Here is a 20,486-nt window from a genome sequence, read left to right on the forward strand (position 1 = left end):
GTCTCCGGCGTGAAAGAATGAGGGGCATGGCTAAAGATGTGAAGAAGATTGGGCGCGCAAACCCCGCATGGCCCGCTAATACCCCAGGTAACCTGCACCCGGTCACCGAGATCACCTCGACGTTAACCGGTGCTTCCAGCCCGTTCGGCGACGACCTGATCCTGCCGATGCCGGCAGAAGAGACGGGCTACGTCCACCCGACGACGCGCATCAACCGCTAAACCAGCGGAGCTTAAAAAACCGGCACGGTGCCTGACCGTGCCGGTTTTGTTCTTGGCCAGAAAGCTAAAACGTCCGCCCCGTTCACAACCTGAACGGGGCGGACGTTTGCTATCCGCTCGTGATTAGCGGGCCAGGAAGGTCTGCTGCACCGAAGCGACGGTGTTGTTGACCTGGTTGGCAAAGTTAGCGCCGACCAGGTTAGCCACGGTGGCAAAGTCGCCGGAGAGGGCAGCGTCGATCAGCGGCTGGTTTGCAGCGTAGAACGCGCTGTAGTCGTTGCGGTTAGCAACGTAGTTGGACTGCACGGAGGCCGGAACCTGGAAGCCGAATGCCTGGATAGCGTTACGCACCTGTGCGTAAAGGGCATCGACCTGCGGGGACTGTGCGGCCTGAGCCTGGGCCTGTGCTGCCGGCTGAGCCGGAGCGGCCTGCTGTGCCGGTGCCGGTGCTGGCTGCGGGGCCGGCTTGGATACCTGCGCGTCGCGGTTGGTCGGCGCGGAGTTCAGGCCGTAGCGAGCGGAGCAAGCCGGCCATGCGCCCCAACCCTGACCTGCCAGGGTGCGCTCGGCGACAGCGATCTGCTGCTCGCGGGTTGCCAGGTTAGCGGTCGGGGCGAACTCGCCGCCACCGTATGCCAGCCAGGTGCCGTAGGAGAACTGCAGGCCACCGTAGTAGCCGTTGCCGGTGTTGATAGCCCAGTTGCCGCCGGACTCGCACTGTGCGAGCTTGTCCCAGTCGGAATCCGGTGCTGCGGTTGCCTGCGGGGCAACAATGCCAGCCAGTGCAGCTGCTGCTGCAGAACCTGCCAGAGCCTTCTTGCCCATGGAGGTGGTCTTCTTAGAGTGGCGTCCCATTGTTTCGTTTCCTCTCATCGTTGACCGCCAATTTCTCGGGACAGCCTAACGTTGTATAACGATTGTGTCACGTAACGGTGTCGTTTTGGGGCGCAATACTCGAAAAAGCCTCACATTTCCCCAGCTCGAAGGCGCGACATGCAAAATATGTGTTCTGGGTCACACTGGCGTGAACTGCTTGATTTTCGGGCGGAAATAGTAAGGTTTTGATTTTGTTTTACTTACTGGCGGTACATCTGCACGAGTGATACTGCATAAGTGATGCGTTACGGAAGGAGAGCGCCATGCCTGTCGGAAAGGTGAAATGGTACGACGCCGAAAAAGGGTTCGGCTTCGCATCCAACCCGGGAGACGAGGATGTCTTCATCGGTAAGTCCGTGCTGCCTGAGGGGGTTGAGGAGCTGGTTGCGGGCCAGCGCATCGAGTTCGACTTCGCCGCGGGCCGCCGCGGCCCACAGGCGCTGCGCGTGAAGGTGCTGGACACCCCGAAGCGCCGCCCAGTGCACCGCCGTAAGCCGGAGGAGCTGGGAAGCATGCTCGCGGACGTGATGACGCTCATCGAGACCCAGGTCCAGCCTGCTTTGACCAACGGCCGTTACCCGGACCGCAAGGAAGGCCGCCAGGTGGCGGAGATCCTGCGGGCCGTTGCGCGCGAGCTGGATGCGTAATTAGTTAAAGCCCACGGACCATGTGGCGATGACAGGGGTTTCCTCCCCGTCATCGCCCTTTTTAATGTCCAGGGTGGTCACCTCGGCAACGACGAGCTTCGCGCCCGACTCGGTCGTAGCCGGCACGGTCTCCTCGGTTGCCTCGCCGGAGGTGAAGACGCGCTCGGAGTTGGCCTCCGGGTCGTCGTAAATGAGCAGCAGGCGCCAGCTATTCGACGCAATCTCGTCAGGAACCGTAACCACCACATCACCCTCGCCGCGCTGCATGGTGGGGGCGTCGCCGCCGGCACACTCCTCGTCCAACTCACACACGGTGTACACGCCGATGTCCTCGCGCTCACCGTTAGCAGCCACCGACACCGTCAGTTCATCGACCGGAGTGGTGGGGCGGGTGCGCTGGTACTCCATGACGGCGTAGACCACGCCGACGAGTGCCAGGACGCCCACGAGGGCGACCACGATGGTTTTCCACTGCTTGCTGCCTGAACGTTGTGCCATGGCGAGAAATCCTAACTAGTCAGCCTGGGTAAAGCGCACCCGGTACATGTCCGGCCAGCGCTTGCCGGCAAGGAAGAACTCGTCAGTGCCCGGGATGTGGGCGATGCCGTTGAGGACGTGGTTCGGGTCGTCGGTGGCGTTATTAGGCAGGGCGGAGGCGTCGATACGTGCGGTGACCTCGCCCGTTTCCGCGTCAATGCGCACGATGTCGGTGGTGGTGAACACGTTGGCGTAGACATCGTTACCGACGCACTCCAACTCGTTGAGGCCCGCCACCGGCTCGCCATCAAGCGTGACGGCGAAGCGTTCGCGCTCCTCGAGCGTTTCCGGATCCATGCGGCGCAGCTCTTCGGTGCCGTCGGAGAAGATCACCTCGTTCGCTTCCGTACGTGAGCACAGCCCCCAGCCTTCGCCCTGATAGGAGGCGCGGCCGATCTCCTCGAGCGTTTCTGCGTTGCGACGAATCGCTGTCCCGTCGAGCCACGTCAACTGCCACAGGGTGTCGTCGATACGCGTAATGCCCTCGCCGAAAAACTGCGGATCCAAATCCACCGACGCGAGCTCCTCGCCCGCGATAGTGCGGGTGTACAGGCGCGATTCGCCCTCCTGACCAGTGCCAACGTAGAGGTTGCCGTCGGCGGTGACCTCGAGGCCCTGCGTGAAACTGGTCTGGTCGAACGGGAGGCGCTCGATCACCTCGGCGCGAAGGTGCTCGACGCTTGGGGTGGACGACTCCGGCGCGCAGCCAGCAAGCAAACCGCCCGAAAGCGCAGCGATAACAGACAGAGCGGACAAAGCTTCACGATGACCCATGGGTTACATCCTGCACTACATCGCGCATAATGGGTAAGCGTGTCACGATCCAGAAAACGCACTCGCTCCCGCAACCCGTTGCTTGGCAACGATGCAATAGCTATTGCGCTCGAGGCGCTTGAAGAAATCGCAGACGGCGACATCGGCGAACACATCGGTGTTACCGGGCTGACCCGCAGTGTTGCCACGCACCGCTTCGAAGCCGACGTGCCCGGATACGCCGGGTGGGAATGGAACGCCGTCATCGCCTGCGCGGACGGCTCCAACGTGGTCACCGTCAACGAGGTCGCGCTCGTACCCTCCCAAGGTGCGCTCGAAGCGCCCGACTGGGTGCCGTACTCCGAGCGGCTACGCCCCGGCGACCTGGGCCCAGGCGATGTGCTGGAGCTCCTGCCTGACGACGAACGCGTCACCGACGATTCCTTTGCCCGCGACGCCATTACCTTCCCGGGCCGCGAAACCAAGCACTACCTGACCAAACAAGGCCTGGAGGACGCGAAGTACCGCTGGCGCACCGGCGACTACGGGCCAAACAGCGAGTTTGCCGAAAAGGCAGCCCTGTCGTGCCGCACCTGCGCCTTCTATATCCCCATGACGGAACCGGTGGGGGAGCACTTCGGTGCTTGTACCAACGAGTACTCCGCCGACGGCCATGTCGTTGCGTCTTCCTACGGTTGCGGCGCACACTCGGACACGGAAGTAGACAACTCCTAAGTAATTCCAATCACTGGGGCAGCAAAATAGTTGCGGTTGCCCAGGGAGAGTGAAAAGCTAAGCCCCCGTGAGTACGACCACGGGAGCAAAAATGAATAAGGACCAGCCGCAGCCGCGCGGCGGGCTGGACGCCTTCTTCCACATCACAGAGCGCGGATCCACGGTGGGCACCGAAGTGCGTGCCGGGGTAGTGACCTTCTTCGCGATGGCATACATCGTGCTACTCAACCCGCTGATCATCGGCACCAGCCCCGACCGCGAGGGCACCGTGCTGGGCATCCCGCAGGTAGCGGCCGCCACCGCTTTGGCTGCTGGCGTGATGTGTATCTTGTTCGGCCTGGTTGCCAAGTACCCCTTCGGCATCGCCGCCGGCTTGGGTATTAACACGCTCGTCGCCGTGACGATGGTGGGCCAGCAGGGGCTGACCTGGGCGGAAGCGATGGGCCTGGTGGTTATCGACGGCATCATTATCGTGCTGCTGGCCATCTCCGGTTTCCGCACCGCCGTGTTTAACGCTATTCCGGATTCGATGAAGGTGGCTATGAGTGTCGGTATCGGCATGTTCATCGCCACCATCGGCCTTGTAGATGCCGGCTTTGTCCGCCGCATCCCGGACGCCGCCATGACCACCGTCCCGGTCCAGCTGGGCACCGGCGGTTCGATCGCGTCCTGGCCGACCTTCGTCTTCATCGTCGGCCTGTTCATCTGTGGCTTCATGGTTGTGCGCAACGTGCGCGGCGGCCTGTTCATCGGCATCATTTTGACCACCATCGTCGCCATGATTGTGGAGGCAATCACGGGTTCCGGTTCTTCCGCAGACAACCCGCAGGGGTGGAGCTTGGCCGTGCCGGAGCTGCCGGATTCCTTCGGCGGCATCCCGGACCTGTCCATCGTGGGCAACATCGACCTGTTTGGTGCGTTCATCAACATCGGCGTCATTTCCGCGTCGCTGCTCGTGTTTACCCTGGTGCTGGCCAACTTCTTCGACGCCATGGGCACCATGACCGCCCTTGGCCGTCAGGCTGGCCTCGCCGCTGATGACGGCGTCCTGCCCGACATGAAGCGTGCCCTCGTCGTCGAAGGCTTCGGCGCAGTCGTGGGTGGTGGCGCGTCGGCGTCGTCGAACACGGTGTTCGTGGACTCCTCGGCAGGTATCGCCGACGGCGCTCGTACCGGCCTGGCCAACGTGGTCACCGGTGTGCTGTTCCTGCTCGCAATGTTCTTCACCCCGCTCTACGAGGTCGTGCCCATCGAGGCCGCGGCACCGGTACTCGTTGTCGTCGGTGCGCTCATGATGATGCAGGTCGGCCAGATCAAGTGGAACGACTTCTCGGTCGCGCTGCCGGCATTCTTGACCATCGTCACCATGCCGCTGACCTACTCCATCGCCAACGGCATCGGCGTCGGCTTCATCTCGTTTGCGCTGCTGTCCCTGTTCGCCGGCAAGGCGAAGGACATCCACTGGATCATGTGGCTCATCTCCGCCCTGTTCGTCGTGTACTTCGCGCAGGGCCCGATCATGGCAGCGATTAGCTAAATGCAATTGCGTATCGACGACCCCCTCGACCCCCGTCTCGACGACATCCGCGACCTGAAGCACTCCGACAAGGAGAAAAACCTTGTCTTCGCCGAGGGGCCGCTGGTGGCTGGCCGGCTGGTCGAGTCGCGCTTTCCGGTGCGCGCCGTGTTCGGCTTCGGGGGACGGCTTGAGTCGTTCATGGCCGACTACGGCGAGGAGTTGTCGCGCCGCGGCATCCCGGTGTACGAGATCACCCGGCAGATCATGGGGGAGGTCGCCGGATACGACATGCACCGCGGCCTGTTGGTCTCCGCTGATAAGCCGGAGCCGCTCACCGTTTCCGAGGTGCTCGAAGGGGCGCGCACCTTGGTGATCCTGGAAGGGGTCGGCGACCACGAAAACATCGGGTCCATCTTCCGCAACGCCGCCGGCATGGGGGTCGACGGCGTGCTTTTCGGGGCGGCGACCGCTGACCCGCTCTACCGCCGCAGCGTGCGCGTGTCCATGGGGCACGTGCTGCGCACCCCGTTCGCACACCTTGATGGCACCCCGACGACCTGGCAGCGCTCACTCGCGGAACTTCACGACGACGGCTGGTGGCTCATCTCACTGACCCCAGCCGACGACGCCGTCGAGCTTAAAGATGCCATCCAGGGCCACGACAAAGTTGCCTTCCTTGTTGGTGGGGAAGGCCCGGGGCTGACCCCGCACGCCATGCGTGCTACCGACGTGCGCGCCAAGATTCCGATGGCGCCGGGCACCGATTCGCTGAACGTGGCCACCTCGGCCGCGATCGCGTTCTACGAGCGCATGCGCTAACCGGGCTAGCGGTCGATGTGGCGGATGCGCTCCTTTAACGCAGCCGCCCACTCCACAGCGCGACGACGTACACCCCGGCCGATGCGCTTCGCAGCGGCGACGGACGCGTCCGCCAGCTCGGCGAACTCGTCGCCCTCTTGTTTCTCTTGCTCGGCCTCGTAGTCGTCGTAAGCCTTATCGCGCTCCGCGAACTTCGCGGCGACCTCGTTGACCGACTTGGTGGCCGGCTTCGGCTCCTCAATCTTCGGCTCAGGCCGGCCGTCCACGGCGTAGCCCACCACGTTGATGTCCGGGCCGTTCTGGCCGATCTCCGCACCCAGCCAGGCTTCCTCGGCGGCAAGCGCAAGGTCCTTCGGCTCAAACGGCAGCGCGATCCCGCCTGCTTGTTCCGCCTTCTCGCCCGCCCAGTAGGGGGCCTCAAACGGCTCGGGTAGGCCGATGTCTTCGATAACACTGGTGCGGGTGGCGCAGAAACTGCGCGACATCTTCTCGCCGTTGAAGTGGGCGAAGCCGCCAAAGTCGCTATCCGTACCCAGCGCGATAACGAACACGTCCGCTGCGGGAAGCGCGGTGTGCCATTGGGTAGGGGAGGACAACTCGGTGACGTCCACACGCATGCGCACCACCGAAATCCCCGGGAAGCCCGCAATATAAAACTCGTCGCGGCCAGGCACCGACGAGCGGTTCAACGGAAACGACCCAATCGGCGTGATTGGCCACGCCGGATTCACCTGAGCCAGCAGCTTTCGGCCAAACCCGCGGTCGGCCTTCGGCTCGCGACGCAACACCTCCGCAGGTTCAGCAGTGTTGACAAACCACAACGTGACAACGGCGTTGAAACTCATGGCTTACCGCTTCGGACGCTTCGTGTTGGTCCGTACGCCGAGCAGCACGTCCTCCCAGTGGGGCGTCACCGACTTGCGGCGACGCTTCTGCGGCTGCTCCTCCTCATCCGGGTGGCGCAGGAAATCACCCTCGAGCACCTCGCCCTCCTCGGCGGGTACATCCTGAAGGATCTCGACGGGCGCGGCCGGCGCAGCCTCATCCTGCTCGCCGTGCAAGGAACGCACCGCAGACAGCGAGCGCACCGGCTGGGCGAAATCCGGATCGGTCAGATCCGCAGCCATAGCGTTGCGCGCCTCAGTCTGGGCCGCGGCGCCCATGGAGCGCTTAAACGACCACAAGGCCTCATTCTCCGTCAGGCCCGCCTGCCAGGTAACGCGCACAACCCAGGTGTCGCCCTGCTCGCGGGTGGCATCCCACTCCGCATCCGAAATCGAGTGACCACGGGCAGCAAAGGAGGTAGCCAGGATCTCCAACAACGTCTGCTTCGCCGGGCCATCCTCGCGCACCGGATGGGACTGCTTCGCAGCCTCCGCAACCTGGGCGCGCTCAAGCAACACCGGGTGGGCATAGGACTCGAGGCGGCTTTCGGCCACACCCATCTCTTCTGCCAACTCCGCGGCGGTCGCGCCGGCGCGGATGCGTGCCTGGATCTCGTTCGGACGCATCGACAACGGGGTGGCGTAGAGCGGATCCGGCTCCGGCAGTGGGCGCGGCTCCGGGGCGGGTGCCACCGGTTGCGCAGGCTGCTCTTCCTCAGTCACCTCGGTATCGGTGGCTGGTTCTTCCGGGGCGGGGGAGTCGTCGATAAGCAACGGCGCAAGCTCCTCACGGGCAAGCTGATAGCGCACACCCTCCTCGTCGCGGAGCACAAAAAACGTCTCCGTCGACTCGTCTTCCAAGAAAACAAGCTCGCGCATAGGACTCCTTCCGCCTGGCAATACGAAAACTAAGCCTATCGGACGCACGTGCCCACATCAGGCAACCAGCCCCAAGACACCCGACGGCGCAAAGCGATACCATCCCAATACGACCAATGACGCCATAAAAATATGTGGTACATCCAGGACAATCGCAGCATTGTCGGACGCGTCACAATATTTGCTAGAGTGCGTTACGTAAAAAGGTTGCCCGAAAAACGAGAGCAACACCCAACGTAGGAAAGGGAAACCAGTGGCTACTGAGAACAAGGACAAGGCCGTACTCCACTACCCGGGCGGCGAGTATGAAATGGACATCATGCGCGCCACCGAAGGCAATGACGGTGTCGTGCTGGGGAACCTCCTCGGTGAAACTGGCCTGGTCACCTTCGACCCGGGCTACGTCTCCACCGGCTCCACCGAGTCCAAGATCACCTACATCGACGGTGCAGAGGGCATCCTGCGCTACCGCGGCTACGACATCGCAGACCTGGCAGAAAACGCCACCTTCAACGAGGTGTCCTACCTGCTGATCAACGGCGAGCTGCCGACCACCGACGAGCTGGACAACTTCAACTCCGACCTGCGCCACCACACGCTGCTCGACGAGGACTTCAAGGCCGCGTTCAACATCTTCCCGCGCAACGCGCACCCGATGGCCGTCCTTGCCTCCTCGGTCAACATTCTCTCCGCCTACTACCAGGACCAGCTCAACCCGCTCGACGAAGAGCAGCTGGACAAGGCGACCGTGCGCCTCATGGCTAAGGTGCCCATGCTCGCCGCATACGCCTACCGCGCATCCCGCGGCAAGCCGTACATGTACCCGGACAACTCCCTGAACCCGCGCGAGAACTTCATGCGCATGATGTTCGGCTACCCGACCGAGGACTACCACGTCGACCCGGTCCTGACGAAGGCCCTGGACAAGCTCCTCATCCTGCACGCCGACCACGAGCAGAACTGCTCCACCTCCACGGTGCGCATGATCGCCTCGGCACAGGCGAACATGTTCGTCTCCATCGCAGGCGGCATTAACGCCCTGGCCGGCCCGCTGCACGGCGGCGCAAACCAGGCGGTGCTCGAGATGCTCGAGGACATCAAGAACAACCACGGTGGCGACGCAACCGACTTCATGAACCGCGTGAAGAACAAGGAAAAGGGCGTCCGCCTCATGGGCTTCGGCCACCGCGTGTACAAGAACTACGACCCGCGCGCGGCCATCGTCAAGGACACCGCACACGAGGTGCTCGAGCACCTGGGTGGCGACGAACTGCTCGACCTGGCGATGAAGCTCGAGGAGATCGCGCTGAACGACGAGTACTTCATCCAGCGCAAGCTCTACCCGAACGTCGACTTCTACACCGGCCTGATCTACCGCGCCATGGGCTTCCCGACGGACTTCTTCACCGTCCTGTTCGCCATCGGCCGCCTGCCGGGCTGGATCGCACAGTACCGCGAGCAGCTTGAAATGAACACCAAGATCAACCGCCCGCGTCAGATCTACACCGGTTACCAGAAGCGCGACTTCGTCCCGCGCGACCAGCGCTAACCAAACGTTTCAACCGCCGAGGAACACGTCCCCTATAATTCGCGGGGGAAGTTCCCGGCGGTTTTTTAATGCCGACCGCACAAACCTCAAGGAGATTCTCACTCATGGAAATGGAAAAGCCATTCATTGAAGCCCCCGAGGGGCCGGCACCAGCTGATCTGGTTATCCAGGACATCACCGTCGGCGAGGGCGAAGAAGCGGTGGCTGGCGGCTTCGTCAAAGTCCACTACTTGGGTGTCGATTACGAAACCGGCGAAGAGTTCGACTCTTCCTGGGACCGCGGAGAAGCAGCCGAGTTCCCGCTCGCGGGCCTCATCGCAGGCTGGCAGGAAGGCATCCCGGGCATGAAGGTTGGCGGCCGCCGTCAGCTCACCATCCCGCCGGAGAAGGCATACGGCCCGGCAGGTGGCGGCCATCCGCTGTCTGGCCGCACCCTGATCTTCATTATCGACCTGCTCGACGCCCGTTAGGGGAAAGCGCATGCGAATCCCGGTAACTACGCTCAACGACGGCTACGATCTCCCGCTGCTTGGCCTGGGCACCTACAAGCTCCAGGGCGAGGACGTGGAACGGACCGTGCGCACCGCTATCGAATTGGGCTACCGCCACCTCGACACCGCGTCGCTCTACGGCAACGAGGTGGAGGTAGGTAAGGCCGTCAACGATGCGATCAAGGCGGGGGATGTCACGCGCGAGGAACTGTTCATCACCACCAAGCTGTGGAACGACGACCAGGAGCGTGCGCTTGAGGCGTACAACGAGTCTCTCGAGCGCCTCGGCCTGGAGTTCATCGACCTCTACCTCGTGCACTGGCCCTGGCCGCAGAACGGCACGTATGTGAAGGCCTTCGAGCAGCTCGCCGAACTGCAGGGCATGGGTCGGCTCCAGTCGGTTGGTGTCGCCAACTTCTACCCGGAGGTTCTCGACGACATCATTAACGCCACCGGCATCACGCCGGTGCTGAACCAGGTGGAGCTGCACGCTGGTTTCACCCAGCCGGAGCTGCGTGCTTACCACGAGGAGCACGACATCCTCACCGAGGCGTGGGCGCCGATCGCCCGCGGCAAGAATTTTGACGACCCGGCCATCCGGGCCGTCGCGGATGCCCATGAGGCCACACCTGCGCAGGTGTGCTTGGCATACCTGATGAAGCTTGGCTGCTCTGTGGTGCCGAAGACGAAGAACCCGCAGCGCCTCGTCGAAAATCTCGGCGCGGTAAATGTGAAGCTCACCGACGAAGATGTTGCCACCCTCGATGCGGTGCAAGGGGAGCGTATGTCAGGGGATCCCCTGACGTTCCCGGGATAAAGGTTTTCCTGGGAGTGGATTTGAGCCCGTTCGGCCGTGGAAGCGGCCGGGCGGGCTTTTCTCGTCGCAACGAAAAGCGTGACTTTTCGGGGGTAGGGGTAGGGGTGAGAGGATTTAAACAACTCTCCGTGAGTGTGTGATACGTTACACTCCACATTGTTGAGTCGAGAATCGCGAATTGTCGGCAAGGCAAGACCCAATCCCGTGAACAAGAAAGGATCGAGGCAATGACAGGTTCCCCCGCTGTCCCGCAGCGCCGCGAGCCCACGCCAGACGAGTTTGTGGCAATGCAACAGAGCCCCGAATTCCAAGATCTGCGTGGAACATTCCGTGGCTTCACCTTCCCGGTGATGATTGCGGCGTTCCTCTGGTACGTCTTCTATGTCGTCTTTGCTACCTTCGCGCCCGATGTCATGGCGCGGCCCTTCCTAGGCCTCAACCTTGGACTGTGGCTCGGACTTGCACAGTTCTTGACCACATTCCTGATCACCTGGGTCTACGTGAAGTGGGCAAACAAGAACATCGAACCCCGTGCAGCGCACATTCGCCAGGAAATGGAGGGCTAAGCCATGCAGACGTACATCAACGCCACAGCGGCTGAAAGCACCGCCACCGGCAACCCTCTGCTGAACATCGCCATCTTCGGCGCGTTCATCGTGGTCACCCTCTTCATTGTGACCCGCGCTGGCAAAACCACCAGCGAATCCGCCGACTTCTACACCGGCGGCGCATCCTTCAGCGGCACCCAGAACGGCCTCGCCATCGCCGGCGACTACCTGTCCGCCGCGTCCTTCCTGGGCATCGTCGGCTCCATCGCGCTGAGCGGTTACGACGGCTTCCTTTACTCCATCGGCTTCTTCGTCGCATGGCTGGTCGCCCTGCTGCTGGTCGCCGAGCCGCTGCGAAACGTCGGCCGTTTCACCATGGCGGACGTGCTGTCGTTCCGCCTCCGCCAGAAGCCGGTGCGTGTGGCCGCCGCTTTCGGTACCCTGTTCGTGTCGCTGTTCTACCTCATCGCACAGATGGCCGGCGCCGGCTCGCTGGTGTCCGTGCTGCTGGACCTGCACTCCTTCGCCGCACAGGCAATCTGTGTTGCCATCGTCGGCGTGATCATGATCGCCTACGTCCTTATCGGCGGCATGAAGGGCACCACCTACGTGCAGATGATCAAGGCCGTGCTGCTCATCGCCGGCGTGCTGATCATGTCGATCCTCGCCTTCATCATGGCCAAGGGTGGCATGAATGCGGTGCTCAACCAGGCGATCGACACCCACGCCGCGTCCCAGTACATCGCGGAGAAGGGCTACCAGGCCGAGGATCTCCTCAAGCCGGGCCTGAAGTACGGTGCGACCACCACCTCGAAGCTCGACTTCCTGTCGCTGGGTCTTTCCCTGGTGCTTGGTACCGCGGGTCTGCCGCACGTGCTCATGCGCTTCTACACGGTGCCGACGGCCAAGGAAGCCCGCAAGTCCGTGACCTGGGCAATCGTTCTCATCGGTTCGTTCTACCTGCTGACCCTGGTGCTCGGCTACGCTGCTGCAGCATTCGTCGGCCCGGACCGCATCCTTGCCGCACCTGGTGGCGCGAACGCCGCGGCACCGCTGCTCGCATTCGAGCTCGGTGGCTCCATCTTCATGGCGCTGATCTCCGCGGTTGCCTTCGCAACGGTGCTTGCCGTGGTGGCAGGCCTGGCGATTACCGCCTCCGCATCCATCGCGCACGACGTGTACAACGCAGTGCTTCGCGACGGCCAGGCCACCGAGGATGAGCAGGTCCGCGTCTCCCGCATCACCGTGGTGGTGCTCGGCATCGTCTCCATCGTCCTGGGCATCCTGGCGATGCAGCAGAACGTGGCCTTCCTAGTGTCCCTCGCGTTCGCGATCGCGGCATCCGCAAACCTGCCGACCATCCTGTACTCCCTGTACTGGAAGCGCTTCAACACCACCGGCGCGGTTGCGTCGATCTACACCGGCCTGATCTCCGCGCTGGTGCTGATCGCCCTGTCGCCGGCGGTCTCTGGCAGCCCGACCGCGATGTTCCCGGACGCCGACTGGTCCATCTTCCCGCTGACCAGCCCGGGCCTCGTGTCCATCCCACTCGGCTTCCTGGGTGGCCTTATCGGCACCTTCCTGGGCAAGCCGGACAACTTCGATGAACTCCAGGCCGAGATGGAGGTTCGTTCCCTCACCGGTGTTGGTGTGGAGGCTCCGGTCGACCACTAATCCTGGCTGAATAACAGGAAACGGGCTCAGCGTGATGCTGAGCCCGTTTTTGCGTTTGCTTTGTTTTAACCAGCCGCGCAACTCAAGCTTGCGTGCACTGAGGAATGCCGGGAAGCACCGCCATGTCTACATCTGCTCTGCGATTTCCTTCATCGCTTCCCACATGCTGCGCTGCTCGGGTGTACCGCTGTCAGTTTGCAGCAGGGTGACACAAGAATCGTGCACGGCGGAAGCAAACTCCTGGCGGAGAGAATCAGGAACCCCACGAAGGATCAGTGGTGCTGCAAGCACAACCGTATGGGCAAAGCGCGGTACCGTCGCATCGGGACTGTCATACTCTGACACGAGCGCGGTGCAGTACTGGGTCAACACCTGCGACGTTTGAGAAAGCGCCTGCCCATCCTCCGGAAGCTCGGCCAAACCTATGTCCCGTTTGCGCACGGTATCAAGGGTTGCCCTGGCTTTTTCATGACGGCCAACACGTGCGTAGTGCTCGTAGAGCTTCCTCAACGAGTAGCTGTAGTTGAGCTGGCATTGAGCGTCGGGGTGTGTTTGTGCGATCCACTTTGCAATATCGGTAAGTGCCTCCATGAAGCGGAGCCTTGCTTCTAGGTTTTCGGCTTGGGAGAGACCGATCAGCAGTGCGTGATGCGCAGCATTTGCAATGGCGAACGCCTCAGGCAGGTTAACGCTTGATGCTTCCGCAAGTACTCGAGAAGTATGGACGCGAACAAACCTTGCTGCCCCGACGCGAACCTCCCTTGAATGGGCGCTTTCACAGAGCTCAAGAAGAAGAGCAAATACCTTAGCCAACTCGTTCCAGCCGGCCGGCGGGGCGGAGTTGAGGAAGGGGACAAGCGCCACCACCGAAGCGCGAAGCCGTAGGAAAGCGTCCATTTCTTTCTGCATCTCGATGTAAATATTCGCTAGTTCGATGCTGGTCCGAAGTATGTCGGTTGAGTATTTGCCGCCGAAGGGAACCTTCTGCGTTGCGACGACGAATTGGTTGACAGCATCCTCGAGCAGCTCCACCGGCGGGGCCATATTCGGAAAAAGCTTCCGGACAAACTGTGCTCTTATCGCCGTGGCTTCCGCTGCCAATGCGAAGGAAACAGCTGGCCCGTCGCCGCCGTCAACCAGGATGACAGCGATCTCCATGGCTTCATCCAAGGTGGGGATCACAAGCCCATTGTTTGTAGACCCATGGATATCTGCGATCTGAAGGAGCACGCGTATCGCTTCTTCGATGGCTCTAGGATCCCTGGCTTGGAGCGCAGGAACAAGCATGTCTTGGCAGCTAAATAGCAGCTCGAGTGCTGATTTGGTGTCTCCCGCCTTTGCATCCAGAAGTGCCATCTCACGTTGGGCTCGAGAGTAGAAAACAGCAGGTAAAACACGATTTGGCTCGGCGTCGTACAGGGGGTCGATATTCTTAAACGCCAGGTACAGCAGTAGGCGAGCTTCTTCCACATCTTCGGTGTGTGAAGCAGCAATCGTGAGAGCTTGGCAGCGCAATAAAACCGTTTTCGCCGTGACAGGGAAATCGTTCAACACCTCAAAACAAATTGAGGCCACACTTGTTTGTACCCGAGGGTCGGGGGAAAGATCAGCAGCCGCTAAGAGCGTTCGCAGCGCTTCGAATGATGCACCGGCCGTACGCAGATGCTGAAGGTGTTCGATTGCATAGGGCAAGTGAAGCAAGTTGGTCACAATTGCTGCGTCGTACACTGTGGTTTGCGGAAGGCAGTCGAGCGCCAACGGAATGCTCTCTAGATTTTGAGGACCCTTGGGAGCAGGTGATGAAAAGAGGTGGAACAGGAACGCCTCCGCGAGTTTGCGCTGGTTCTTCCACTGATGCTCAATGTCGTAATAATCCTCGCTTTCGAGCGCCGCATACTTTGGGGTGGTCTCGACACTGTTGCGCAGATCGGATTCATAAATGCGCATGAGTAGGGAATGCGTGAGCGGTGAACCAAAACTCTCCGCGGCCTCGCCAAATACTCGGTGCGTAAAGCGCATCCGTTTCTCTGGTCCGTTTGGTGCTAATTGATTCGCCAAAGAACGGAAAAGTCGGGCAACCGAAATCTCAGTATTTGTTGTGAAGCCAGCGTCGCGCAGCGCGTTGACGGTTTGTTCTTGCGAAAGCCCGATCCTAGAAGCACCCAAGAGACCTACTGCAGCGCGGGCGAGGGCACGATCGGTAGATGCGATGGAGGTTTCCAAAAAGTGGTGGGCAGCGCTTGACAGGTCATCGGGGATGAGCCACGCGCGGTCTGCAAGCATGTTTTGGATTGCGCTGGCTTGATCAGGTTCATCCTCGATGGACTTGAAATCATCACCATCGATATCGAGAAGTAGATCCAGCGCAAGCTCTATCCAAAGAGGTCGGCGTTGTTTGGACGCGATGATCTGGTGAGCGCCGCCTCCGATCTCGCGCCTATTTCTGCGCTCCCAGTCCTCTACGAATTCTCGCGCAATGTTGGCTGGCACTGGCCCAACCAAGACTTCTTTGAAATCGGAGTTCTTCAACAGAGTGACGTCCGAGCGCGAGGAAGAAGATACAGCCAACGCGGTGCGAGACGAGAGCCATTCCACTGGCCAGAATCCGCCGGCTCCATCCACAATCTGCTCTAAACCGTCGACGATGAAAAGCAGATCAGGATACTCAGCTACAACCTTTTCCATTTCTTGCCTCCAGCGCGGGCGCCAAGTTTCGGGAGAGCCCCGCCAATCGTCGAAAAGCGACAGGCCCAAGGTTGCGTTTATGCATCGCGTAATCTCGAATGCGAGCTCGTCCCCCGTCCAAATGCGGTCGTCCAGCCCCATAATGACGGTGATGGGCAACTTGCCGGATATAGATTCTCCGGAGGCCGCCAAATACTTCTCGAGTGCCAACAGAAGTGAGGACTTACCCGCGCCGGACTCGCCATAAACCACGACAGGCGAATCGATGCGGAGGAAAAAATCGATCGATTTGAGCAGTTCCTCTGACCCAAAATTACGAGTGCGGGAACCTCGAAACAGGACCTCCTCCGCGGTACCGTCGCGCGGGATGCTGCGGGCTCGCTCCAGAAGCTGCGGTTCAAGCAGACTGACCGCAAGATCCTCGAAGTGCTGCATTGAAGCAGTGGGCCACTGACCATTCTGGTCGAAGGCAACGGAGTAGCGTTTCACCGTCTCCGCATTGCCCCATCGTTGAGATACCTCGTCTTTGAAGTCAGAAATTCGGGTTGGGTCTGAGTCGGCCCAGCCGTGCGGTGGGGGGCCTTCGACCTGCCGGAAAAGGATGAACGGTGTGGTTGTATCATCTGCGTCCCAAAGACCAGCTTTGGCGAATTCCAACTCGGTGATAGAACACTCGCGAGACCTCTCGGGGTCGAGTCCAACGCGCTGTGCCGTCCATTCGAGGAGAGACTTGTCGTCTGAAATCCAACCGTAGCGGTCTCCGATGAGCCCGAGGAAGAGCGGGGCCGCGCGATCGACTTCGTCAAGGCATACGTCTAATACCTTGCGCCCAGCCGCCTCTTCATCCATGTCGTTGGTGTCGACTCCCCAGCGCAGGTCAATAAAGTGCATCTTTGCGCCGAATCGGCGCAAAGATTCGTTGAGCCGGTCACTTACGGGACCATTGAGAATGTCACGTTCCGTATGGAAATCGCGAAAGGTCGATGACACAAAAACAGGAATGTTGAGCATGAGGCCCCTTAGCGCAGTCAGTGTTTGAACACTCATTATGCGCCAACCGGAGCATATTAGGAGGCCGACGACCGCTTGGTTTTCGCTCAACCCGCTAATATCGCCTGCATGAAAAAATGGTCCCAAGAGCGCCTTGACCAGCATCTCGCGCATGCTGCATGGTATAAACCGATCCGCAAGGTTAGGGCCCGACGCTTGGACAAAGACGCGCAGTGGCGGACTTCCACTGGCAGCGTCCTTCACGCAAAGGCGGGGGACTGGGAGGTCACTGACGGGACACGAACATGGACAGTTGCGTCTGAGGTTTTCGACAAGTCATACAGCCAAGTCGCGCCGGGGGAGTACAAGAAAACGGGGAGAGTCCAAGCCCGCCGACTCAGCGAGGACGCTACGATCCCAACGCTGGAGGGAGAGGCTCACGCACACGCAGGTGATTGGGTGGTCCGTGGCGTAACAGGAGAGTGTTGGCCAGTGCCAGATGCGGAGTTTTCCGACGCCTACGAGATCCTAGAAATGCCGTAACCGAACATCCCCGCCAAGGCGGGGTACACAACTTTCACGATCTTGTGGTTGTAATCCTGGGTGTGCGAGTCGAGCTCTGCAAACGGTTTGTATGAGGGTTTCCGAGCAGGAGGTTCCTTGCTGTAGTCATAGGATGCGCGACGCTCGGTTCCGTTGCTATCAATCCATGTGCGCTTGAGCATCCAATCATCGTGCTCGGCTTCCGCCATCGAGGTGATCTCCTGTTCCGAGGGATGCTCTTCCCACCCGTAGCCGTCCTTCACAAGCTGAAAACCGTGTAGACGTAGGTTTTCAACCATGGCCCGAGCGGCTGCTTCAGAAGTTTGTCGTGCCTTCAGGATGTCGTCGTGAGAAAGCTTCTGCGATGGGGATGGCGGGCCATAAAGCGACGTGTAGGCGATGTCGAATGCCCAGCCCCAGACGGAGAAGGCGGAATCGCGGATGGCGTCGATGCTCAACCCAACCTTTTGTGGGTCAATAACTTCCAGAACTGTTCCGGCTTCGGCATCGTTCCAGACAAGACCCTGCAGTATGTGGTCAGTCACCGCAATAATCGCTCGACGTTTCCTGAGGGAGGGGATCTGAGCAGCGACGTGGACTGGATCGCCGACGAGGACAACCATATCTGCCAGGCCCTCTACCTGAGGGCTCACAATCTGTTGAACTTCCAGCTCTTTAGCGAACCGGTTGTAATTGTGAATCCACGCGTCCAACTCACGCTTTTCATCTCCCGGGCCGCATTGCTTGACCTCAACAGTGTGAGCATCGAGTGTGGTCAGCAGGTGGAGTATTTTGTCTGTGATTGCGCGAACTGTGAGGTCGGCTGGATGAAATGCTTCAACAGGTCGTCGTTGAGCGATGTGGGTAAAGCGTGCTGAGGTTGCTAACTCGGGGGACCGAAGAAGCTGGAATATTGATACCGTCTCACCGCATTGTGCGTGACGGAGGTCCTGCGCCTCAGAACTCAGGCGAGCTGTTTCGATGTCATTTTCGGCAGCGATGATCACGTGGGAAGCATGTTTGACAGTTTGAGCAACGAGCCGATCATCGCTCAGATGCTGTTTGTACCCTAAGCCAAGCGTGCCTTTGGCTGTTGGGTTTCCCTTCTCCAAGATATGAACGGGGAGCTCCCTTTCTTGGTCAAGGACTGAGCGGACGATGCTGTTCGCTTCCTCGGAGGAGCCGATCACCACTGGACCTCCTCGGCGGCGCTTGCTCGTTGCTCTCGCCCACCCGATACGCGATATTCCTAGTAGGGCAGAAATGACTGCTCCGAAGGTGACAAGGAGTGAGAGGATTAAACCTATCGTCATCCAGGTCGTTGGTGATGCCGGCTGGCCAGGCGCTGGCGCATACGAGGCGGCAAAAGGCGCGATGCTCGCGTAGATGAGCGAGACGACGGACGCGTTATGAGACTCCGAAAGCGTGACGCCGCAGTTGTAGAGGCCAATCGCAGTGGCAGACAATGCGATGACCAGACGATTTGAATCGAGCCGCATAGTGTCAGGATAAAAGTTTCGCTTCCGGAAGAAGCATTGAGCCTAAGTGCTTATCGACGACCTACCGGACCAACAGTCCATTCGACGACAGCAGGCTGCTCATCTGGAACAGGGAATCGCTTTGGCCGGGGGTCCACTGGCCCCAATCGGCGGTGTAGACGTCGTTGATGTCCACCTGGATGCCCTGGATGTATGCCTGGCGTCCGGCGACCTGGTGAATGTTCGCACGGGGGTGGATGTTGCCGCGCGAGCCCCAGTCGTGCTGCCAGAAGTAGCTACCGATGCCATCCTCCAGGCACCAGGCGATGGTGTAGAAGTTGCCGTACACACCCAACTGGTAGCCGGCGGCGCTGAGTACAGCGCCCATGGCGGAAAGGTATGGGTTGATGAATTTGTTGAACTGGGCGAGCGTCGGGTTGTCGTCGATAGCCACATAGATCGGGCGCCCGGTCGGGCCGCCTGCGGCGCGGTGCAGGGCGATGGCCTGGGGTGCGTGCTTGGCAGCGCCGAGCGGACCCTGGAGCCAGTCGGCGGTGTCGGCGCGGCCGAACTGGTAGACCGACGCCACCGACAGGCCGTTGGCCTTGTAGTCCTGGGTTTCGTCGAGGGTGACGGGCTTGCCGCGCATCCAGAGTGCGTCGGGGCGGGGCTGGGATACGTAGCGCACGGCGCCGATGTGGCCGGCGGCTTTCACGGCGCGGGCGGATGGGACGGCGGCGGAGTAGTCGATCACGGTGCCGAGCACGCGGCGCTGCTGAGCCTGTGCGGCAGGGGAGAGGGCGGTGGCTGCGGCGCCGGCGGCGGCGGTGGTTGCCGCGAGTGCGCCCGCAGACTTCAGGAACGAGCGGCGATCAAAAGTAGTCACTTGCGTAACATTAGTCTCGTTTTACCTCTTGTGCACCTTAGTTTGCCTGCGTGACCACGATCCAGATGGCGACGAGGTGACACACGGCCGCCACGATCGTCGCAGTGTGGAAGTGTTCGTGGTAGCCGTAGTAGCGCGCCTCGCGCCCCGGCCAGCGGGCCCCGTACACGATGGCGCCAACCGTGTAGAGCACGCCTCCCGCGAATAGGAGCCACACCACCGCCGGCCCTGCGCTGGCCCACAGGGTGGGGATCAGCGGCACGATCACCCAGCCGAGCCCCACGTACACCACAACGTCCAGCCATCGCGGGTGATTGATCCACACCAGATTGAGTGCGGCGCCGCCCAGCCCGCCGATCCAGGACACGACGAGGATGGTCGCGGCGGTGCGCGGCTCGAACGCGATCAGGCACAGCGGGGTGTAGGTCGCGGCGATGAAGATGGAGATGGTCGCGTGGTCGGCGCGGCGCCACCACTGCACCGTGGACGGGGAGCGCCACGGGTAGAGGTGGTACATCGCGGAGACCCCAAACAGCAGTACGACCCCGACGCCGTAGACGGTAACCCCGGCGGCGTGGAGCGCCGGCAGGGTCATCCACCCGTAGGTGATCAGCACGGTGGAGGCCAGCGCGAAGGCTGCGGCCGCCACGAAGTGGGCCCAGCCGCGAATCAGGGGGCGCGGGCCGCGGTCCGCCATGATGTAGGAGCGCTGGACCTGGCCTTCTTGAAGGATCGTCATAGTGACCTCACTGGGGGTGGAGGAACAGTGACGCTATGTTACTACTTGGTAACTTATGTGGGTAGCCCAGCCGATTCCGCGAACGAAAACCGCTGCGGTAACCTAAGCCCCATTGCCCTAGTAGCTCAGTGGATAGAGCACGGCTCTCCTAAAGCCGGTGTCGGAGGTTCGATTCCTCTCTGGGGCGCAATGTGTTGTCTCGAGACATCGTTCCTA

20 protein-coding genes and 1 tRNA gene are annotated in these 20,486 nt (G+C 61.1%); 12 read left to right on the forward strand and 9 right to left on the reverse strand.

The features are described 5' to 3' along the window. Nucleotides 1-26 precede the first annotated feature (26 nt). Nucleotides 27-221: a hypothetical protein gene (locus HMPREF3048_RS00150; protein WP_092101852.1), complete on the forward strand. Its 195-nt coding sequence runs from the start codon at nt 27-29 to the stop codon at nt 219-221. Nucleotides 222-344: 123 nt separating this feature from the next. Here the strand turns inward: HMPREF3048_RS00150 and HMPREF3048_RS00155 are convergent, their stop codons facing one another. Then, complete coding sequence (locus HMPREF3048_RS00155; RefSeq protein ID WP_070770894.1) at nt 345-1,076, reverse strand: resuscitation-promoting factor Rpf1 domain-containing protein; 732 nt, start codon at nt 1,074-1,076, stop codon at nt 345-347. 284 nt (nt 1,077-1,360) lie between these two features. On the opposite strand from HMPREF3048_RS00155, the gene HMPREF3048_RS00160 reads away from it, so the two are divergent. After that, a complete protein-coding gene (locus HMPREF3048_RS00160; protein ID WP_070421466.1) occupies nt 1,361-1,744 on the forward strand; it encodes a cold-shock protein in 384 nt (127 codons plus the stop codon). On the opposite strand, the gene HMPREF3048_RS00165 is transcribed toward HMPREF3048_RS00160, so the two are convergent. Further along, a complete protein-coding gene (locus HMPREF3048_RS00165; protein ID WP_070421465.1) occupies nt 1,745-2,242 on the reverse strand; it encodes a DUF2771 family protein in 498 nt (165 codons plus the stop codon). It lies immediately after the preceding gene. Between the two features lie 15 nt (nt 2,243-2,257). Then, nucleotides 2,258-3,055: a glutaminyl-peptide cyclotransferase gene (locus HMPREF3048_RS00170; protein WP_070451690.1), complete on the reverse strand. Its 798-nt coding sequence runs from the start codon at nt 3,053-3,055 to the stop codon at nt 2,258-2,260. 39 nt (nt 3,056-3,094) lie between these two features. On the opposite strand from HMPREF3048_RS00170, the gene HMPREF3048_RS00175 reads away from it, so the two are divergent. The 3 genes from HMPREF3048_RS00175 to HMPREF3048_RS00185 all read left to right on the forward strand — a co-directional run bounded on the left by HMPREF3048_RS00175 (nt 3,095) and on the right by HMPREF3048_RS00185 (nt 6,107). Beyond that, nucleotides 3,095-3,769 carry a DUF3027 domain-containing protein gene (locus HMPREF3048_RS00175; RefSeq protein ID WP_083316611.1) on the forward strand — a complete coding sequence of 225 codons (675 nt, stop codon included), beginning with the start codon at nt 3,095-3,097 and terminating at the stop codon, nt 3,767-3,769. A 91-nt stretch (nt 3,770-3,860) separates the two neighbouring features. Further along, nucleotides 3,861-5,306, forward strand: a complete 1,446-nt coding sequence (locus tag HMPREF3048_RS00180; RefSeq protein WP_070770896.1) for an NCS2 family permease — start codon at nt 3,861-3,863, stop codon at nt 5,304-5,306. Continuing rightward, on the forward strand, nt 5,307-6,107 hold the full coding sequence (locus HMPREF3048_RS00185) for a TrmH family RNA methyltransferase (protein WP_070570968.1): 801 nt from the start codon (nt 5,307-5,309) through the stop codon (nt 6,105-6,107). A gap of 5 nt (nt 6,108-6,112) precedes the next feature. Here HMPREF3048_RS00185 and HMPREF3048_RS00190 read toward each other — a convergent pair whose 3' ends face one another. Both HMPREF3048_RS00190 and sepH read right to left on the reverse strand, forming a co-directional pair. Next, nucleotides 6,113-6,952 carry a DUF6928 family protein gene (locus HMPREF3048_RS00190; RefSeq protein WP_070770897.1) on the reverse strand — a complete coding sequence of 280 codons (840 nt, stop codon included), beginning with the start codon at nt 6,950-6,952 and terminating at the stop codon, nt 6,113-6,115. Nucleotides 6,953-6,955: 3 nt separating this feature from the next. After that, nucleotides 6,956-7,870 (reverse strand): septation protein SepH, encoded by a 915-nt coding sequence (gene sepH, locus HMPREF3048_RS00195; protein ID WP_070421459.1) that lies wholly within the window; start codon nt 7,868-7,870, stop codon nt 6,956-6,958. A 253-nt stretch (nt 7,871-8,123) separates the two neighbouring features. Here sepH and HMPREF3048_RS00200 point away from each other — a divergent pair, with 253 nt between their 5' ends. From HMPREF3048_RS00200 to HMPREF3048_RS00220, 5 genes are all read left to right on the forward strand, one after another. Beyond that, complete coding sequence (locus HMPREF3048_RS00200; protein ID WP_083279316.1) at nt 8,124-9,419, forward strand: citrate synthase; 1,296 nt, start codon at nt 8,124-8,126, stop codon at nt 9,417-9,419. 110 nt (nt 9,420-9,529) lie between these two features. After that, complete coding sequence (locus tag HMPREF3048_RS00205; protein ID WP_070451706.1) at nt 9,530-9,889, forward strand: FKBP-type peptidyl-prolyl cis-trans isomerase; 360 nt, start codon at nt 9,530-9,532, stop codon at nt 9,887-9,889. Between the two features lie 10 nt (nt 9,890-9,899). Beyond that, nucleotides 9,900-10,727 carry an aldo/keto reductase gene (locus HMPREF3048_RS00210; RefSeq protein WP_070770898.1) on the forward strand — a complete coding sequence of 276 codons (828 nt, stop codon included), beginning with the start codon at nt 9,900-9,902 and terminating at the stop codon, nt 10,725-10,727. Nucleotides 10,728-10,954: 227 nt separating this feature from the next. Next, on the forward strand, nt 10,955-11,293 hold the full coding sequence (locus tag HMPREF3048_RS00215) for a DUF485 domain-containing protein (protein WP_070421457.1): 339 nt from the start codon (nt 10,955-10,957) through the stop codon (nt 11,291-11,293). Nucleotides 11,294-11,296: 3 nt separating this feature from the next. Beyond that, nucleotides 11,297-12,949 (forward strand): solute symporter family protein, encoded by a 1,653-nt coding sequence (locus HMPREF3048_RS00220; RefSeq protein ID WP_070421456.1) that lies wholly within the window; start codon nt 11,297-11,299, stop codon nt 12,947-12,949. Nucleotides 12,950-13,075: 126 nt separating this feature from the next. On the opposite strand, the gene HMPREF3048_RS00225 is transcribed toward HMPREF3048_RS00220, so the two are convergent. Then, nucleotides 13,076-16,798 (reverse strand): DUF4062 domain-containing protein, encoded by a 3,723-nt coding sequence (locus tag HMPREF3048_RS00225; RefSeq protein ID WP_083316613.1) that lies wholly within the window; start codon nt 16,796-16,798, stop codon nt 13,076-13,078. A 344-nt stretch (nt 16,799-17,142) separates the two neighbouring features. Beyond that, a complete protein-coding gene (locus HMPREF3048_RS00230) occupies nt 17,143-18,357 on the reverse strand; it encodes a hypothetical protein (protein ID WP_141758803.1) in 1,215 nt (404 codons plus the stop codon). Between the two features lie 73 nt (nt 18,358-18,430). Between HMPREF3048_RS00230 and HMPREF3048_RS12605 the strand changes: the two genes are divergently transcribed. Next, nucleotides 18,431-18,553, forward strand: a complete 123-nt coding sequence (locus HMPREF3048_RS12605; RefSeq protein ID WP_256365569.1) for a hypothetical protein — start codon at nt 18,431-18,433, stop codon at nt 18,551-18,553. Nucleotides 18,554-18,727: 174 nt separating this feature from the next. On the opposite strand, the gene HMPREF3048_RS00235 is transcribed toward HMPREF3048_RS12605, so the two are convergent. Continuing rightward, on the reverse strand, nt 18,728-19,531 hold the full coding sequence (locus HMPREF3048_RS00235; RefSeq protein WP_070450789.1) for a DUF1906 domain-containing protein: 804 nt from the start codon (nt 19,529-19,531) through the stop codon (nt 18,728-18,730). Nucleotides 19,532-19,568: 37 nt separating this feature from the next. Continuing rightward, a complete protein-coding gene (locus HMPREF3048_RS00240) occupies nt 19,569-20,270 on the reverse strand; it encodes a PAQR family membrane homeostasis protein TrhA (RefSeq protein WP_070421452.1) in 702 nt (233 codons plus the stop codon). Nucleotides 20,271-20,384: 114 nt separating this feature from the next. Between HMPREF3048_RS00240 and HMPREF3048_RS00245 the strand changes: the two genes are divergently transcribed. Next, a tRNA-Arg gene (locus HMPREF3048_RS00245) sits at nt 20,385-20,457 on the forward strand. Nucleotides 20,458-20,486 lie beyond the last annotated feature (29 nt).

This window comes from Corynebacterium sp. HMSC075D04, assembly GCF_001815635.1.
Lineage (GTDB): Bacteria > Actinomycetota > Actinomycetes > Mycobacteriales > Mycobacteriaceae > Corynebacterium > Corynebacterium coyleae.

Excerpts from the sequence above, each read along its gene's own strand:
- HMPREF3048_RS00150 (WP_092101852.1), top strand. The coding sequence starts at position 27 with ATGGCTAAAGATGTGAAGAAGATTGGGCGCGCAAACCCCGCATGGCCC.
- HMPREF3048_RS00155 (WP_070770894.1), bottom strand. The coding sequence starts at position 1,076 with ATGGGACGCCACTCTAAGAAGACCACCTCCATGGGCAAGAAGGCTCTG.
- HMPREF3048_RS00160 (WP_070421466.1), top strand. The coding sequence starts at position 1,361 with ATGCCTGTCGGAAAGGTGAAATGGTACGACGCCGAAAAAGGGTTCGGC.
- HMPREF3048_RS00165 (WP_070421465.1), bottom strand. The coding sequence starts at position 2,242 with ATGGCACAACGTTCAGGCAGCAAGCAGTGGAAAACCATCGTGGTCGCC.
- HMPREF3048_RS00170 (WP_070451690.1), bottom strand. The coding sequence starts at position 3,055 with ATGGGTCATCGTGAAGCTTTGTCCGCTCTGTCTGTTATCGCTGCGCTT.
- HMPREF3048_RS00180 (WP_070770896.1), top strand. The coding sequence starts at position 3,861 with ATGAATAAGGACCAGCCGCAGCCGCGCGGCGGGCTGGACGCCTTCTTC.
- HMPREF3048_RS00185 (WP_070570968.1), top strand. The coding sequence starts at position 5,307 with ATGCAATTGCGTATCGACGACCCCCTCGACCCCCGTCTCGACGACATC.
- HMPREF3048_RS00190 (WP_070770897.1), bottom strand. The coding sequence starts at position 6,952 with ATGAGTTTCAACGCCGTTGTCACGTTGTGGTTTGTCAACACTGCTGAA.
- sepH (WP_070421459.1), bottom strand. The coding sequence starts at position 7,870 with ATGCGCGAGCTTGTTTTCTTGGAAGACGAGTCGACGGAGACGTTTTTT.
- HMPREF3048_RS00205 (WP_070451706.1), top strand. The coding sequence starts at position 9,530 with ATGGAAAAGCCATTCATTGAAGCCCCCGAGGGGCCGGCACCAGCTGAT.
- HMPREF3048_RS00210 (WP_070770898.1), top strand. The coding sequence starts at position 9,900 with ATGCGAATCCCGGTAACTACGCTCAACGACGGCTACGATCTCCCGCTG.
- HMPREF3048_RS00215 (WP_070421457.1), top strand. The coding sequence starts at position 10,955 with ATGACAGGTTCCCCCGCTGTCCCGCAGCGCCGCGAGCCCACGCCAGAC.
- HMPREF3048_RS00220 (WP_070421456.1), top strand. The coding sequence starts at position 11,297 with ATGCAGACGTACATCAACGCCACAGCGGCTGAAAGCACCGCCACCGGC.
- HMPREF3048_RS00225 (WP_083316613.1), bottom strand. The coding sequence starts at position 16,798 with ATGCGCGAGATGCTGGTCAAGGCGCTCTTGGGACCATTTTTTCATGCA.
- HMPREF3048_RS12605 (WP_256365569.1), top strand. The coding sequence starts at position 18,431 with ATGACTGCTCCGAAGGTGACAAGGAGTGAGAGGATTAAACCTATCGTC.
- HMPREF3048_RS00240 (WP_070421452.1), bottom strand. The coding sequence starts at position 20,270 with ATGACGATCCTTCAAGAAGGCCAGGTCCAGCGCTCCTACATCATGGCG.